The sequence below is a fragment of the Salicola sp. AFF1 genome (assembly GCF_056783195.1).
Genome location: NZ_JBXAYL010000002.1, coordinates 179,037 through 193,324 on the forward strand (window position 1 = coordinate 179,037; position 14,288 = coordinate 193,324).

Annotated in this window: 10 protein-coding genes; 8 read left to right on the forward strand and 2 right to left on the reverse strand. The window is 61.9% G+C overall.

From position 1 onward, the window contains the following. Nucleotides 1–57: 57 nt before the first annotated feature. The gene (locus tag AC1RQI_RS02180) at nt 58–1,269 is read left to right on the forward strand and encodes an argininosuccinate synthase (RefSeq protein ID WP_481903486.1); all 1,212 of its coding nucleotides are present in this window, start codon (nt 58–60) and stop codon (nt 1,267–1,269) included. A gap of 7 nt (nt 1,270–1,276) precedes the next feature. Here the strand turns inward: AC1RQI_RS02180 and AC1RQI_RS02185 are convergent, their stop codons facing one another. Both AC1RQI_RS02185 and AC1RQI_RS02190 read right to left on the reverse strand, forming a co-directional pair. Next, a complete protein-coding gene (locus AC1RQI_RS02185; RefSeq protein WP_481903487.1) occupies nt 1,277–1,738 on the reverse strand; it encodes a host attachment protein in 462 nt (153 codons plus the stop codon). A gap of 165 nt (nt 1,739–1,903) precedes the next feature. Beyond that, the gene (locus AC1RQI_RS02190) at nt 1,904–4,657 is read right to left on the reverse strand and encodes a hypothetical protein (RefSeq protein WP_481903488.1); all 2,754 of its coding nucleotides are present in this window, start codon (nt 4,655–4,657) and stop codon (nt 1,904–1,906) included. A gap of 276 nt (nt 4,658–4,933) precedes the next feature. On the opposite strand from AC1RQI_RS02190, the gene AC1RQI_RS02195 reads away from it, so the two are divergent. The 7 genes from AC1RQI_RS02195 (at nt 4,934) to cmk (ending at nt 14,200) form a co-directional block, all read left to right on the forward strand. Continuing rightward, nucleotides 4,934–5,275 (forward strand): 4a-hydroxytetrahydrobiopterin dehydratase, encoded by a 342-nt coding sequence (locus AC1RQI_RS02195; RefSeq protein WP_481903489.1) that lies wholly within the window; start codon nt 4,934–4,936, stop codon nt 5,273–5,275. 160 nt (nt 5,276–5,435) lie between these two features. Beyond that, entirely contained in the window at nt 5,436–8,000 is a 2,565-nt protein-coding gene (gene gyrA / locus AC1RQI_RS02200; RefSeq protein WP_481903490.1) for a DNA gyrase subunit A, read from the forward strand. Nucleotides 8,001–8,003: 3 nt separating this feature from the next. After that, on the forward strand, nt 8,004–9,086 hold the full coding sequence (serC, locus tag AC1RQI_RS02205; protein WP_481903491.1) for a 3-phosphoserine/phosphohydroxythreonine transaminase: 1,083 nt from the start codon (nt 8,004–8,006) through the stop codon (nt 9,084–9,086). A 2-nt stretch (nt 9,087–9,088) separates the two neighbouring features. Then, nucleotides 9,089–10,186, forward strand: a complete 1,098-nt coding sequence (gene pheA, locus AC1RQI_RS02210) for a prephenate dehydratase (protein WP_481903492.1) — start codon at nt 9,089–9,091, stop codon at nt 10,184–10,186. Next, on the forward strand, nt 10,186–11,292 hold the full coding sequence (gene hisC, locus AC1RQI_RS02215) for a histidinol-phosphate transaminase (protein WP_481903493.1): 1,107 nt from the start codon (nt 10,186–10,188) through the stop codon (nt 11,290–11,292). The genes pheA and hisC overlap by 1 nt, the downstream gene beginning before the upstream one ends. Then, entirely contained in the window at nt 11,292–13,520 is a 2,229-nt protein-coding gene (locus tag AC1RQI_RS02220; protein WP_481903494.1) for a bifunctional prephenate dehydrogenase/3-phosphoshikimate 1-carboxyvinyltransferase, read from the forward strand. Before hisC ends, AC1RQI_RS02220 begins: the two co-directional genes overlap by 1 nt. Then, nucleotides 13,517–14,200: a (d)CMP kinase gene (gene cmk, locus AC1RQI_RS02225; RefSeq protein WP_481903495.1), complete on the forward strand. Its 684-nt coding sequence runs from the start codon at nt 13,517–13,519 to the stop codon at nt 14,198–14,200. The genes AC1RQI_RS02220 and cmk overlap by 4 nt, the downstream gene beginning before the upstream one ends. Nucleotides 14,201–14,288 lie beyond the last annotated feature (88 nt).

Below are 14,288 nucleotides of genomic sequence, written 5' to 3' on the forward strand. Positions count from 1 at the left end.
AGGCCCGGGTACTGTGGGTACCCGGCGTTCATGAATTCCGGATAAGGCGAAACAGCGATGTCAGACATCAACAAGGTCGTTCTGGCCTACTCCGGGGGGCTCGATACCTCCGTCATCGTCAAATGGCTCCAGGAAACCTACGACTGTGAGGTGGTGACCTTCACCGCCGATATCGGCCAGGGCGAGGAAGTGGAGCCCGCGCGTGACAAGGCCAAGGGCCTGGGCGTGAAGGAAATCTACATAGAGGATCTGCGCGAGGAATTCGCGCGGGATTATGTGTTCCCGATGTTCCGCGCCAATACGGTGTATGAGGGGGAATACCTGCTGGGCACGTCCATTGCACGGCCGTTGATCGCCCGGCGGCTGGTGGAAATCGCCAATGAGACGGGCGCTGACGCCATTGCCCACGGCGCCACCGGCAAGGGTAATGACCAGGTGCGCTTCGAGCTTGGCGCCTATGCGCTCAAGCCGGGGATCAAGGTTATCGCGCCCTGGCGTGAGTGGGATCTCAATTCCCGCCAGAAGCTGCTCAGCTACTGCGAGGACCACGGAATCCCGGTGGAGAAACAGCAGGGCAAATCGCCTTACTCGATGGACGCCAATCTACTGCACATTTCCTATGAGGGCGAGGTGCTTGAGGATCCATGGGCTCAGGCCGAGGAGGCTATGTGGCGCTGGAGCGTGTCGCCGGAGCAGGCCCCGGACGAGCCGACCATCCTGGACCTGACCTACCACAAGGGCGATATCGTGGCGATCAATGGTGAGTCCATGAAACCCCACGAGGTGCTTTCCCATCTCAACAGGGTGGCCGGTGAGAACGGTATCGGGCGACTCGACATTGTTGAAAACCGCTATGTGGGGATGAAGTCCCGCGGCTGCTACGAGACACCGGGGGGCACGGTGATGCTCAAGGCGCACCGTGCCATCGAGTCGATCACGCTGGACCGGGAAGTGGCTCACCTGAAGGACAGTATCATGCCGCGTTACGCGGAAGTGGTCTATAACGGCTACTGGTGGGCCCCTGAGCGCCGCGCCATGCAGGCCCTCATCGACGAGACCCAGGGCCACGTCAACGGCGACGTGCGCCTCAAGCTCTACAAGGGCAATGTGGAAGTGCTGGGCCGCCGCTCAGACGAGTCACTCTTTGATGAAAAGGTCGCCACCTTTGAGGAGGACGAGGGCGCTTATGACCAGAAAGATGCGGAAGGCTTCATCAAGCTGAATGCCCTCCGCCTGCGTATTGCCGCCTCCAAGGGGCGTTCTCTGTAATCCCTTCCTACTTGATGCGTTCCGGGAGGTGCCTGCGCATCTCCTGGACGTCCATCTGTGACAGGTCCTTGCTGACCTCTTCCGCGACAATCGCCTTGAGTTCCGGCTTCATATGCTTGCGCAGCTCTCCCAGGAATTTCGGTGGGGCGGCTACGTAGAGTTTCTCAATCTCCCCTTGGTTGCGGCTGGTTTCCAACGTTTCCGCCAGCTGTTTGGCGAACTTCTGAGCCTCCACTTCTTTGGGTTCGCTGCCTTCTTCCATGGCACTTCGGGCCCCGTTCATTGAATCCGCCTGGCGGCCGGGGCGATCCGTGGTCAGGTCGCCGTCATGCAGTCGGGCTTCGGGGTTGACGAGGGTATCCACTTCGCTGAGTTCCCCCATGGGCGAATCCGTGCTGAAAAGGCGTGCACGGCTGGCGTCGGCGACGACGATGCGAACCTTGGGCATGGTGAAGTGGGGGTTGTTCATGGAGCGTCTCCTTTCTGCGGATGGATGAGTGGATGAACGCTGTTATTCATTCACTGTGGGGGCTGTTCTGGGGGAGAGCAAGGGGGATGGTTGGGTGGCGTTGGCATGGCGTGTGTCTAAACCGGAAAGCCCCGGCGTTACCGGGGCTTTCGGGTCCCTTTCTGGTTACTGGGACGACTGGCAGGTGGCAGACAGGCCGCTGCCACGGACAGTTGCGGTCCCGGCAAGGCTGACGGTTTCATTGGGAGTTGTGAACAGGGAGACAATGTTGGTGCTGATCTCCGTCAGTACGGACGTTGGCTCGCCTGTCACGATGGTTGAGTGGCTCCCGGTATTGAAACGGACCACGCCAGCGCTGCCCTCAATGGAGCCGGTGCTGGTGATCGCGTCCGCACCAATGGCCTGGATCAATGGTTCAGTTCCAGCCAGAGGCGCTGGCAAAGCCTGACCCAGTGGTGCTGTGTAGTCGCCGCCATAACAGGTATCCGCGGCTACCGGTATGGTGCCGTCCTGTGTGGTGCGGGTACTGCCATCGCCATAGACTTCATTGATATAAAGGGCCTGCAGATCGCCAGCGTTGCTTCCGATGGCATCCGACAGCATGGGGGCAAAATTCAGCGGGTCCACGCTGTCCATGGAAGCCTGGGCAATCCGCATGAAACGCTCCAGTGCCAGCGATCCCTGGGTACGGCCGGTCGGGGCCAGTCCCTGGAGTACCGTTGGGCTGATGGAGCGCGAGTTCTCAAGGAGTTTGGCGATGCCGCCGCCCGGGGTAACCAGCGCAGCCGAGGTGAACGGCGTGATGTTGCTGTTCCCGATGACGGGGTCCTGTGCGGCGTCCCGGGAGTTGGTCAAAGCGAGGTATGAGCCGCCAAGAATGCCGCCAAGAGAATGGCCGACAAAGTAGACATCGGAGTTGCCGTTACCAAAGTCCGTGCCACCGCCATTGCCGTCGAGGTCTTTGCTGTCCAGGTTGCTCAGGCTGGCGTTCAGGTTCAGCAGGTCAATGATGGCCTGACGGTTGTTGTCCCTGGCAACCGCCGGGTTCTTGAGGTTAAGGAAGAACTGGCCGCCGTAACCAACCGCCTGCTCGGAATCGGTGCTGTACTGCATTGGCGTGGGGGAGCCATTCTTTTGCGCCCATCCAAAGTGGCGCTCACTGACCTGGTCCGAAAGAGGGCTGTCCACATACTCGCCGTCCTGCAGCGTTACGTCGACGTTGAGAGGCAGGAATGGGTTGAGGTCACCCTGGGCGGTCTTGGCGCCAATGCCATGGAGAGGCAGGTCCATCGCCACGGTTACCAGGCAGTTTTCGGCCAGCTGGTTGCCAAGTGGTGCACTGTGCGCCCGGTTGCCAAAGATACCGTGTTGATACACCACCACGTCATAGGGGGCGCTGCAGTTGGCGGGATCCGGCGCCGAGATCAGCAGGGGCACGCTGACGGTTTCCGTCTTTCCTGCGAATGGGAAGCGGTACGTCACCTGACCGGAGGGCGGTGTGGTGCCATCCTCGTTGCCCTGAGCGGCATCAATCAGTCCGCCCACGGTTTCAGAGGCCTGCCAGGGCACATTGAGGTTCGATGGGTCAGCGTCCGTGGGCGTTTGCAGGTAGTAAGGGAGTTCGATGGAGGCCTGTACCAGCGTCTCGTCCGTATTGGGCAGGCCGAGCTGGGAGGCGGGAAGCCGGGTGTTCTGGAACAGGTTGATCGATCTTGGCTGGGGATTGCTGAAATCCGCGCCGTTGTTCGCCAGCTGGGAAGCAGTTCCCGCAGCGGTCTGTTTCAGCGTTACACCGTCATTGTTTTCGGCCTCGACGGCGTTATCAGCAACCGTTTCCAGGGTTCCATATTGCTGGCTTGGCCCCATCTGGGCGAAGTCGGCTGCATTCTGTGCCAGATACTTGGCAATGGCCTTCTGCCTGGTTTGCACAATGGCATTTTCGTGGAAGAACTGGGCGGGCGATGCAGCCGCCTCAAGCACATCCGTCGTACCACCCGTACTGAAGGTATAGGCCAGTGCGATATTGTCTTCGGTAAGGGGCTCCTGGCGTGCGGTATTCGTCAGGTTGCTGAAATAACCCGTGGCCAGCTGCTCCCAGCCCACAATGGTTTCCGCGACGGCATCAAGGCTGGGGTTATCCAGTGATTCCCCGTTGCGTGCCGCTTTTTCAAGGCGCTGATAGGCGGGAGAAGCATTAATGGTTCCGTCAGTGGTTTGAACTTCATCCGTAACCACAACCAGGTACTTCTTCTTGGGATCCAGGGGTTTCAGGGGGGTGATGCGGAGCACATTGTCATCGCCCCCGTCCAGTTCGATCACTTCCGCCCTGAACTCCTGGTTCAGGGAAAAGATGTCATCCGCGGTTGTTCCGCCGCCACCGGCGAAGTTGGCGTACTTCAAGCCATAGTCAAAGGTGGGCACCTCCCCGGGGACCGTGTCCAGGCCGGGATCCTGAATGGCGCCTGATTCCACCAGCCCATCAATCAGGTCCCGGTAATGGCTGCCATCATTCGCTAGCGGGTCATTGCCCGGGAAGTCCAGCTCCAGCAGGAATACGTTCTGCTGGGGGTTCGGGATCGGCTGCGAGGTGTTTTGCGGGTTCGGCACAAAGGGGGTGGCGTTGAGGGAGGCCGGATCGATTGTGCCTGAGAGCTTGATGTCGATCTGGGCAAGCGTGGACGCGCCGTCAAGCCAGGTGAATGCCTCCGTGGTAGCCGTGCCGTCTTCGGTCCCCGCGAAGTTGATGTCATTGGGAACGGGGAGCTGCTGGGTTACCGGATTGAAGACCGGGAACGTGCCCTGCTCCGACGGTTTTGGCGACGTGCTCGCTCCCGCATTGGGGTTGCCGCCATCGGAGAAACACCCCGAGAGGCCGATCGTGGAGGCGACGGCAAGGCTCAGTAATGTTTTTTTGTACATAGGTAGGACCTTCCTTCCTTTTATTGTCTTGTCGCAATTCGGTGCTGCGCCCGTTCACCCGGCGCTAAGCCGGTGTGATGGCGGAGTTTACGCTGCCTGAGGGGAAAGGTAGCCCGGCACAAGGGGTTTGTCGAGGTTGACAGGATGTTAATTGGGCGGACAGGTCACGGTTGTCGGAGCGCTGGTTCCCGCTTTTAATAGCGGGTTTACGGGGCGTGGGTGGCGCGTGATGATGGGATGTTGAACACACCCGAAAGTAAGTAAGGAGGGAGCAGCATGAGTGAGCTTACGAAACAGGCCTGTGAGGCTTGCAGTAAGGATTCGCCCCTGGCGAGCGAAGTGGAGAAACAGGAGCTGGGTGCGGAGGTGCCTGAGTGGTCCTATGTGACTCGCAATGGCGAAGAACAGCTGGAGCGGACCTTCAAGCTGAAAAACTTTGCCGAGGCCCTGGCGTTCACCAACAAGGTGGGCGAGATGGCTGACGAGGTGGATCATCACCCCATGATCACCACCGAATACGGCAAGGTGACCGTGACCTGGTGGACCCACAAGATTGGCGGGTTGCACCGCAATGACTTCATTATGGCGGCGCGCACGGACGAGTTGTACGGCGGCTGACCTCCATCCGTTCCGGCCCCGGTGCCGGACATCCCTGGCAGGGCGCGCAAGGCGCCCTGATTCCACGGTGTCATGCTTTCTGTGGTAGTATAGGCGGCTTTGGCGTGCCCGGGCAGCACGCCGCAGACCACCGCCAGAATACAGGAAGGATGACGTCCCGATGGGAGAGCTAGCCAGAGAAATCCTGCCGGTTAATATCGAAGAAGAACTCAAGCAGTCCTACCTGGATTACGCCATGAGCGTGATCGTGGGGCGTGCGCTTCCGGACGTTCGGGACGGGCTCAAGCCGGTGCATCGCCGGGTGCTCTATGCCATGGACGAACTCGGCAATGACTGGAACAAGGCCTACAAGAAGTCCGCCCGCGTGGTCGGTGATGTCATTGGTAAATACCACCCGCACGGTGACGCCGCCGTGTACGACACCATCGTGCGCATGGCCCAGCCCTTCTCCCTTCGCTACACGCTGGTGGATGGCCAGGGTAACTTCGGTTCCATTGATGGTGATAACGCGGCGGCCATGCGTTACACCGAGGTGCGCATGCGCAAGCTCGCCCATGAGCTGCTGGCGGACCTGGATAAAGAAACCGTCGATTACGTGCCCAACTATGACGGTACCGAACAGATTCCTGAAGTACTGCCAACGCGGGTTCCCAACCTCCTGGTCAACGGCTCTTCAGGTATTGCGGTGGGCATGGCCACGAACATCCCCCCGCATAACCTGCGGGAGGTGGTCGACGCCTGCCTGGCACTGGTCGATGATGACTCGTTGACCGTGGATGACCTGATGGAATACGTGCCGGGGCCGGACTTCCCCACCGAGGGGTTGATCAGCGGTCGCGCCGGCATCGTTCAGGCCTACCGGACCGGCAGGGGCCGGATCTATGTGCGTGCCCGGCACGAAATCGAGCACGATAAGAAAACGGGCAAGGATGCCATCGTCTTCAATGAGCTGCCCTATCAGGTGAACAAGGCGCGGCTCATTGAAAAGATTGCCGAGCTGGTCAAGGAAAAGCGTCTTGAAGGCATCAGTGAGCTGCGGGATGAGTCCAGCAAGGAAGGCATCCGCATCGTCATTGAGGTGCGCAAGGGCGAGAACCCCGAGGTGATCGTCAACAATCTTTTCAAGAACACCCAGCTCGAGAACGTCTTCGGCATCAACTGCGTGGCGCTGGTCGACGGTGAACCCCAGACCCTGAACCTCAAGCAGATGCTGGAGCGCTTCCTGCTGCACCGCCGCGAGGTGGTTACACGCCGCACCATCTATGAGCTGCGCAAGGCGCGCGAGCGTGGCCACGTGCTGGAAGGGCTCTCGGTGGCGTTGGCCAACATCGACGAGGTGATCGAGCTGATCAAAGCCTCGCCGGGCTCCGCCGAGGCGAAGGAGAAGCTGTTGGCTCAGGGCTGGCAGCCGGGGCAGGTCAACGATATGCTTGAGCGCGCTGGCGCTGATGCCTGTCGTCCGGATGACCTGCCTGAGGGTTATGGCTTGCGGGATGGTCGGTATCATCTGTCACCGGAACAGGCGCAGGCCATACTGGACCTCCGCCTGCACCGCCTGACCGGACTTGAAACGGAAAAGCTGTTCAGTGAATACAAGGAGATCCTCGCCCGGATCGAGGAGCTGATCGAGATCCTGAGCAACCCGGATCGCCTGATGCAGGTCATCCGCGAGGAGCTGGAAAAGATCCGCGACGAGTACGGGGACAAACGCCGTACCGAGATCGTGAGCTCGCGCCAGGACCTGACCACCGCGGACCTGATTGACGAAGAGGATCTGGTGGTCACCATCTCCCACAACGGCTACGCCAAGACGCAGCCGCTGGAGGACTACCGGGCTCAGCGCCGGGGTGGCCGTGGCAAGTCCGCCACCAGCATGAAGGATGAGGACTTCATCGAGACGCTGCTGGTGGCCAACTCCCACGACACCATCCTGTGCTTTACGGACAAGGGCAAGGTCTATTGGCTGCGCGTGTTCGAGATCCCGCAGGGCAGCCGCAACTCCCGCGGCCGGCCTATGGTCAATATCCTGCCGCTGGATGAGGATGAACGGATCTCCACCTTCCTGCCGGTGCGCGAGTACACCGAGGGCCATTACGTGTTCATGGCCACCGCCAACGGTACGGTCAAGAAGACGCCGCTTGAGAACTTCTCGCGCCCGCGCAGCTCCGGTCTGATCGCCACCAACCTGGACGAGGGCGACCACCTGATCGGCGCTGTCATCACCGAGGGCAATACCGAGATCATGCTGATGGCCACTTCCGGTAAGGCGGTACGCTTCACCGAGGATCAGGTGCGCTCGATGGGCCGTGCGGCGCGCGGTGTCCGCGGTATCCGGCTGAAAGAGGGCGAGCACGTGGTTTCCCTGATCCAGCCGGATCCCGAAGGCTACATTCTCACGGCCAGTGAACACGGTTATGGCAAGCGCACCCGGGTCGACGAATTCCCGGCCTACAGCCGTGGCAGCCAGGGCGTGATTGCCATGCAGCGCTCCGAGCGCAACGGTGAGCTGGTCTGTGCACTGCAGGTGTTCGAAGGCAACGAGATCATGCTGATTACCAACCAGGGTACGCTCGTGCGTACCGGTATCGAGGATGTCTCGATCAGTGGACGCAATACCCAGGGGGTACGTCTGATCCGGATGACCGGTGACGACGAGCGCCTTGTGGGCATCCAGCGGATCGAGGACAGCAGTGACGATGACGACGAAAACGGGGAACAGGACTGATCCATGACACGAGCCTATAACTTCTGCGCCGGCCCGGCGGCTCTGCCGGAGGCTGTACTGGAACAGGCGCGCGACGAAATGCTGGACTGGCAGGGCAAGGGCCTGTCGGTCATGGAGATGAGCCACCGCGGGGATGCCTTTGTCAGCATCGCCAAACAGGCCGAACAGGACCTGCGCGATCTGATGGGGATCCCGGATGACTATGCCGTGCTATTCCTCCAGGGAGGTGCGAGCAGCCAATTTGCGGGGGTGCCTTTGAACCTGGCGGGGCCCAATGAGCCCGTGGATTACGTCAATACCGGCGTCTGGTCGCGCAAGGCCATTGCCGAGGCGGGCCGGCTGGCGGACGCCAGGGAAGTGGCCTCCTCCGAAGCCGACGGCTATACCCATGTGCCGGATCCGGCCCAGTGGCAGACGCGCCCTGAGGCGCGCTATCTGCACATCACGCCCAACGAAACCATTGGCGGGCTGGCCTATAACCGTTTTCCGGAAGCCGGCAACGTGCCCGTGGTGGCGGACTGGTCCTCGGCCATCCTCTCCGAACCGGTGGACGTGAGCCGTTTTGGCATGATCTACGCCGGGGCCCAGAAAAACATTGGCCCTGCCGGGCTGACCATCGTGATCGTTCGCCGGGACCTCATCGGCAATGCCCGTGAAGGCACGCCGGCGATGCTGGACTTCGCCGTTCACGATAAGGCGGAATCCATGTACAACACGCCGCCCACTTATGCCTGGTACCTTGCCGGGCTGGTGTTCCAGTGGCTCAAGCGCCAGGGCGGCCTTGAGGCCATGGCAGAGATTAATCGTCGCAAGGCGAACCGGCTCTATGGCTTTATCGACCAGAGCGACTTCTACGCGAATCCGGTGCAGCCGGAATACCGGTCACTGATGAACGTGCCCTTCACGCTGGCGGACGACAGCCTGAACAGTGCTTTCTTTGAGGGCGCCGAGGCCCGTGGCCTGCTCAACCTCAAGGGGCACCGCTCCGTGGGAGGGATGCGCGCGAGCATCTACAACGCCATGCCGGAAGCCGGCATTGAGGCGTTGATTGACTACATGGCGGAATTTGAAAAAGAAAAAGGCTGACCATGAGCGACGAAGAGGCGCGCCTGGCCCGGTTGCGCAAGCGCATTGACCAGATCGATGACGACCTGCTCAAGCTGATCAGCGAGCGGGCTGAGTGCGCCCGGGATGTGGCCGAGGTCAAGCAGCAGGCTCATCCGGGCGAGGATGTGGCCTTTTACCGTCCGGAGCGCGAAGCACGGATACTTGATCGGATCAAGGAGCGTAATCCTGGGCCACTCGCTGACGAGGAGATGGCACGCCTGTTCAGGGAGGTGATGTCCGCCTGCCTGGCGCTGGAAAAACCCATGACCATCGCCTTCCTGGGGCCTGAAGGAACCTTTACCCAGGCCGCGGCGCTCAAGCATTTCGGTCATTCGGTGCTGAGCACGCCCCTGGCGGCGATCGATGATGTGTTCCGCGAGGTGGAATCCGGTAACGCCCAGTACGGGGTGGTGCCAGTGGAGAACTCCACCGAGGGCATGATCAACCATACCCTGGATATGTTCATGGGGTCACCGCTGAAGATCTGTGGTGAGGTCCAGCTGCGGATCCATCACCATCTGCTGGTTCGCCCGGGCCAGACCGAGGCCGGCATAACGCGCCTCTACTCGCATCAGCAGTCCTTCGCCCAGTGCCGCAAGTGGCTGGACAGCCACTGGCCCGCGGTCGAGCGTATTACTGTCTCCAGTAATGCCGAAGCGGCCCGGCTTGCCAGCCGGGAAGAAGGGGCGGCGGCCATCGCGGGTGATATGGCAGCGTCGCTGTACGGCCTTGAGACGGCGCAAAGCAATATCGAGGACCGGCCGGACAATACCACCCGCTTCCTGATTATTGGCACCGATCGGGTGCCGCCCAGCGGCAAGGACAAGACGTCCATCCTGGTATCCACGCGTAATCGTCCGGGGGCGCTCTATGAGTTGCTGGAGCCGTTCAAGCGCGAAGGCATCGATCTGACCCGTCTGGAAACCCGCCCCTCGCCCAGCGCCACCTGGGCCTATGTGTTCTACATCGACTTTGTCGGGCACCGGGACGCACCGGCTGTTCAGGCGGTTCTGAGCGAAGTCGAGGGCCAGAGCCAGGAGTTGAAGCATCTGGGGTCGTACCCCATGGGAGTGTTGTGATGAGCTGTGATTACGAGGCACTTGCAGCGCGTGGCGTGCAGGGTCTGCAGCCCTACCAGCCGGGCAAGCCGGTGGATGAACTGGCCCGGGAGCTGGGGTTGGATCCGGAACGGATCGTGAAGCTGGCCAGCAACGAGAATCCGCTCGGCCCCAGCGAGCGCGTCACGGCGGCTGTTGAAACAGCACTGCCCGAGGTCACACGCTATCCGGATGGTGCTGCCTACAGGCTGCGCCAGACACTGGCGGAACGCCTGAACGTGACGCCGGAGATGCTGACCTTTGGTAATGGCTCCAACGACGTACTGGAGCTGGTGGCGCGCGCGTTTGCCGAACCTGGCACCGAGATTGTCTACTCCGAGCACGCCTTTGCCGTCTACCCCATCGTGACCCAGGCTATCGGGGCCGATCACGTCAAGGTTCCCGCGGTGAACTGGGGGCACGACCTGGACGCCATGGCCGCCGCGATCACCGAGCGGACACGGGTCGTGTTCGTGGCCAACCCCAACAATCCCACCGGTACCGTGGCTGAAAAGGATTCGGTGTACCGCTTTCTGCAGCGGGTGCCGGAGAACGTGATCGTGGTGCTGGACGAGGCCTACTGCGAGTACCTGCAGGGCCCGCAGTATGCGGACGGCGTACAGTGGCTCGGCGAGTTCCCGAACCTGGTGGTGTCGCGCACCTTCTCCAAGGCCTGGGGGCTGGCCGGGCTGCGCATGGGCTACGGCATTTCCAGCCCGGAGATCGCCGATGTGATCAACCGGGTACGCCAGCCGTTCAACGCCAATGCGCTGGCTCAGGCCGCCGCGACGGCGGTGCTGGATGACCGGGCCTACGTTGACCGGGCCATAGAGGTGAATCGAGCCGGTTTGGAGCAGCTGGCGAACGGCTTCAACCGATTGGGGCTGGATTACATTCCGTCGGCGGCCAACTTTATTGCTCTTGATACCGGCCGGGATGCCAGTGAGGTGAACGAGGCGCTGCTGCGTGAAGGCGTCATTGTGCGTCCTGTTGGCGCCTATGGGATGCCCCGGCACCTGCGTGTTTCCGTTGGGCTTGAGCATGAGAATCAGCGCTGTCTGGAGGCGCTGGCAAAGGTGCTTGGTTGATGGCCGGTGGCGCCCCACTGTTCCAGCGGATGGTCGTGATTGGTCTAGGGCTGATTGGCGGATCCCTGGCGCGGGCTGCAAAAGCCCGGGATCTGGTTAGTACCGTAGTGGGTTGTGATGAGCGGCCAGGGGCCCTGGAAGAAGGTTACCGGCTGGGCCTGATTGATCACTGCGAGGCAGATGCAGCATGCGCCGTAGCGGGCGCGGATCTGGTTGTGCTGGCCGTGCCGGTGCGCGCCAACCGCGCCGTCCTGGGACAGATCCGGGATGCGCTGCCAAAGGATGCGGTGCTGACCGATGTGGGGAGCGTCAAGGGTGGGTTTGTGTCAGATGTTCGGGGCGTTTTTGGCGAGTTGCCCCCAATGCTGGTACCGGGTCATCCCATTGCCGGTTCCGAGAAAAGTGGCGTGGGGGCCGCCGACCCGGACCTGTTCCGGGACCACAAGGTCATTCTGACCCCAGAGCCCGAAACCGATGCCGGGGCGCTGGAACAAATGGGCCGACTGTGGTCTCAGTGTGGCGCTGAGGTTCTGACCATGCCGGTGGCCCGGCATGACGAAGTGCTTGCCGCCACCAGCCACCTGCCGCACCTGATCGCCTTTTCGCTGGTGGATACGCTGGCCGGGGAGCAGGACAGCCAGGACATCTTCCGTTATGCCGCTGGCGGGTTTCGGGATTTCACGCGCATTGCGGCCAGTGATCCCGTAATGTGGCGGGATATCTTTCTGGCGAACCGCGAGGCGGTGCTGGCCGCGTTGCAGCATTTCCGCGGCGATCTTGATCAGCTCGGTGCCGCCATCGAAGCCGGTGACGGCCAGCGGCTGCAACAGGTATTCACGCGTGCCAAGGCGGCACGCGAGCATTTTTCCCGAATTCTTTCCGGCGAGGCCTATCTCAACACCATGACCGACCAGACCGTGACCTATACCGCCCGGCCCGGAGGCACTGTCCAGGGCGACATCCGGGTGCCCGGGGATAAATCCATGTCCCATCGAGCCATCATGCTGGGGGCGCTTGCCGAGGGCGTAACGGATGTCTCCGGGTTTCTTGAGGGCGAGGACAGCCTCGCCACGCTCCAGGCCTTCCGTGATATGGGCGTGACCATAGAGGGGCCGGATAGTGGCTTTGTGCGCATCCACGGCGTGGGCCTGGACGGGCTCCAGCCGCCGCATGGTGCGCTCTACGTGGGCAATTCCGGTACCGCCATGCGGCTTTTCGCGGGGCTTCTGGCAGGGCAGCGTTTTGATACAGAGCTGACAGGTGATGCCAGCCTGACCCGCCGGCCCATGGCAAGGGTGGCGGATCCGTTGCGGCTGATGGGCGCCCGGATTGAGACCGCCGAGGGTGGTCGCCCGCCGCTTCATATTGCTGGCGGCCAGCGACTGACGGGCATCCAGTATCAGCTGCCTGTGGCCAGTGCGCAGGTCAAGTCATGTCTGCTCCTGGCCGGTCTCTATGCGGAGGGTGAAACGGCGGTAACGGAGCCCGCACCGACCCGCGACCATACCGAGCGCATGCTCCAGGGATTCGGCTATTCCGTCACCCAGCAAGGAGCTGTCGCGCGGCTCGCCGGCGGTGGCCACTTGAGCGCCTGCGCCATTGATGTGCCGGCGGATGTTTCCTCGGCGGCCTTTTTTATTGTGGCGGCCGCGATTACGCCGGGGGCCGATCTGTGGTTGCGCCACGTGGGCGTGAATCCGACCCGTATCGGCGTGCTCAATATCCTGCGGGCCATGGGCGCGTCCATTGAACTGCACAATGAGCGCGAGGCCGGTGGTGAGCCGGTAGCGGACCTGCGGGTGCGGCATGCGCCGCTCCAGGGCATCCGTATTCCGGAGGACCAGGTGCCTCTGGCCATTGATGAATTTCCCGCGATCTTCATTGCTGCGGCCAACGCCGAGGGCAGTACCGAGTTGACCGGTGCCGCTGAGCTTCGGGTTAAGGAAAGCGACCGGATCCAGGTCATGGCGGACGGGCTGGATGCCCTGGGCGTTGTCAGCGAGGTCCGGGAGGACGGGATCCTGATCCAGGGCGGTGCCTATGACGGTGGCCGGATCAACAGCCACGGCGACCACCGTATCGCCATGGCCTTCACGGTGGCGGCTCTGCGGGCGTCCGGTCCCATCACCATTGATGATTGCGCGAACGTCGCCACTTCCTTTCCGGGGTTTGTGGCCCTGGCCAATCAGGTTGGTCTCAATGTTGAATCGTCCGAGGAGAGGCAATGACGGCTTGCGAACAGGCCCCGGTGGTGACCGTGGACGGTCCGGGCGGTGCGGGCAAAGGCACCATTACCCAGCGCTTGGCACGGCATCTGGGGTGGCACCTGTTGGATAGCGGTGCTCTGTACCGCCTGACAGCGCTGGCCGCCATGAAGCAGACTGCGGATTTCGGCGATGAGGCCGCCCTGGCGGCGATCGCCGAGGGGCTGGATGTGCGCTTTGAGCCCATGCCCGGTGATGAGTCGGCCCGAGTCATTCTTGACGGTGAAGATGTAACCGGTGCCATCCGTACCGAGGAATGTGGCGACCGTGCCTCGCGGGTAGCGGCCACCCCGGCGGTGCGTGAAGCGCTGCTCCAGCGCCAGCGGGATTTCTGTCAGCCGCCGGGATTGGTGGCGGATGGTCGGGACATGGGGACGGTGGTGTTCCCGGATGCGAGCCACAAGATCTTCCTGACCGCCTCCGTCGAGGAGCGTGCCCGGCGTCGCCATGAGCAGTTGCTGGCCCAGGGGGAGGATGTTAAACTCACGGACCTTGTAAAAGAGATTCAGGCGCGTGATGACCGGGATATGAACCGTTCCGCCGCGCCGCTGAAACCGGCGCATGACGCGCGGGTTGTGGATACAACGGGGTTATCCATTGACGAGGTGCTGGACCAGGTCCTGGCCCTGATGGGGCGTGCCTGACAGCGCCTTTTTGTTATTGGGACAGTGCCGGCAGACCGTGTGGGAACCAGCATGGCGGTGTGCCGGTTTATGATGAATGGACCCGGGA

Excerpts from the sequence above, each read along its gene's own strand:
- AC1RQI_RS02185 (WP_481903487.1), bottom strand. The coding sequence starts at position 1,738 with ATGAACAACCCCCACTTCACCATGCCCAAGGTTCGCATCGTCGTCGCC.
- cmk (WP_481903495.1), top strand. The coding sequence starts at position 13,517 with ATGACGGCTTGCGAACAGGCCCCGGTGGTGACCGTGGACGGTCCGGGC.
- gyrA (WP_481903490.1), top strand. The coding sequence starts at position 5,436 with ATGGGAGAGCTAGCCAGAGAAATCCTGCCGGTTAATATCGAAGAAGAA.
- pheA (WP_481903492.1), top strand. The coding sequence starts at position 9,089 with ATGAGCGACGAAGAGGCGCGCCTGGCCCGGTTGCGCAAGCGCATTGAC.
- AC1RQI_RS02220 (WP_481903494.1), top strand. The coding sequence starts at position 11,292 with ATGGCCGGTGGCGCCCCACTGTTCCAGCGGATGGTCGTGATTGGTCTA.
- hisC (WP_481903493.1), top strand. The coding sequence starts at position 10,186 with ATGAGCTGTGATTACGAGGCACTTGCAGCGCGTGGCGTGCAGGGTCTG.
- serC (WP_481903491.1), top strand. The coding sequence starts at position 8,004 with ATGACACGAGCCTATAACTTCTGCGCCGGCCCGGCGGCTCTGCCGGAG.
- AC1RQI_RS02180 (WP_481903486.1), top strand. The coding sequence starts at position 58 with ATGTCAGACATCAACAAGGTCGTTCTGGCCTACTCCGGGGGGCTCGAT.
- AC1RQI_RS02190 (WP_481903488.1), bottom strand. The coding sequence starts at position 4,657 with ATGTACAAAAAAACATTACTGAGCCTTGCCGTCGCCTCCACGATCGGC.
- AC1RQI_RS02195 (WP_481903489.1), top strand. The coding sequence starts at position 4,934 with ATGAGTGAGCTTACGAAACAGGCCTGTGAGGCTTGCAGTAAGGATTCG.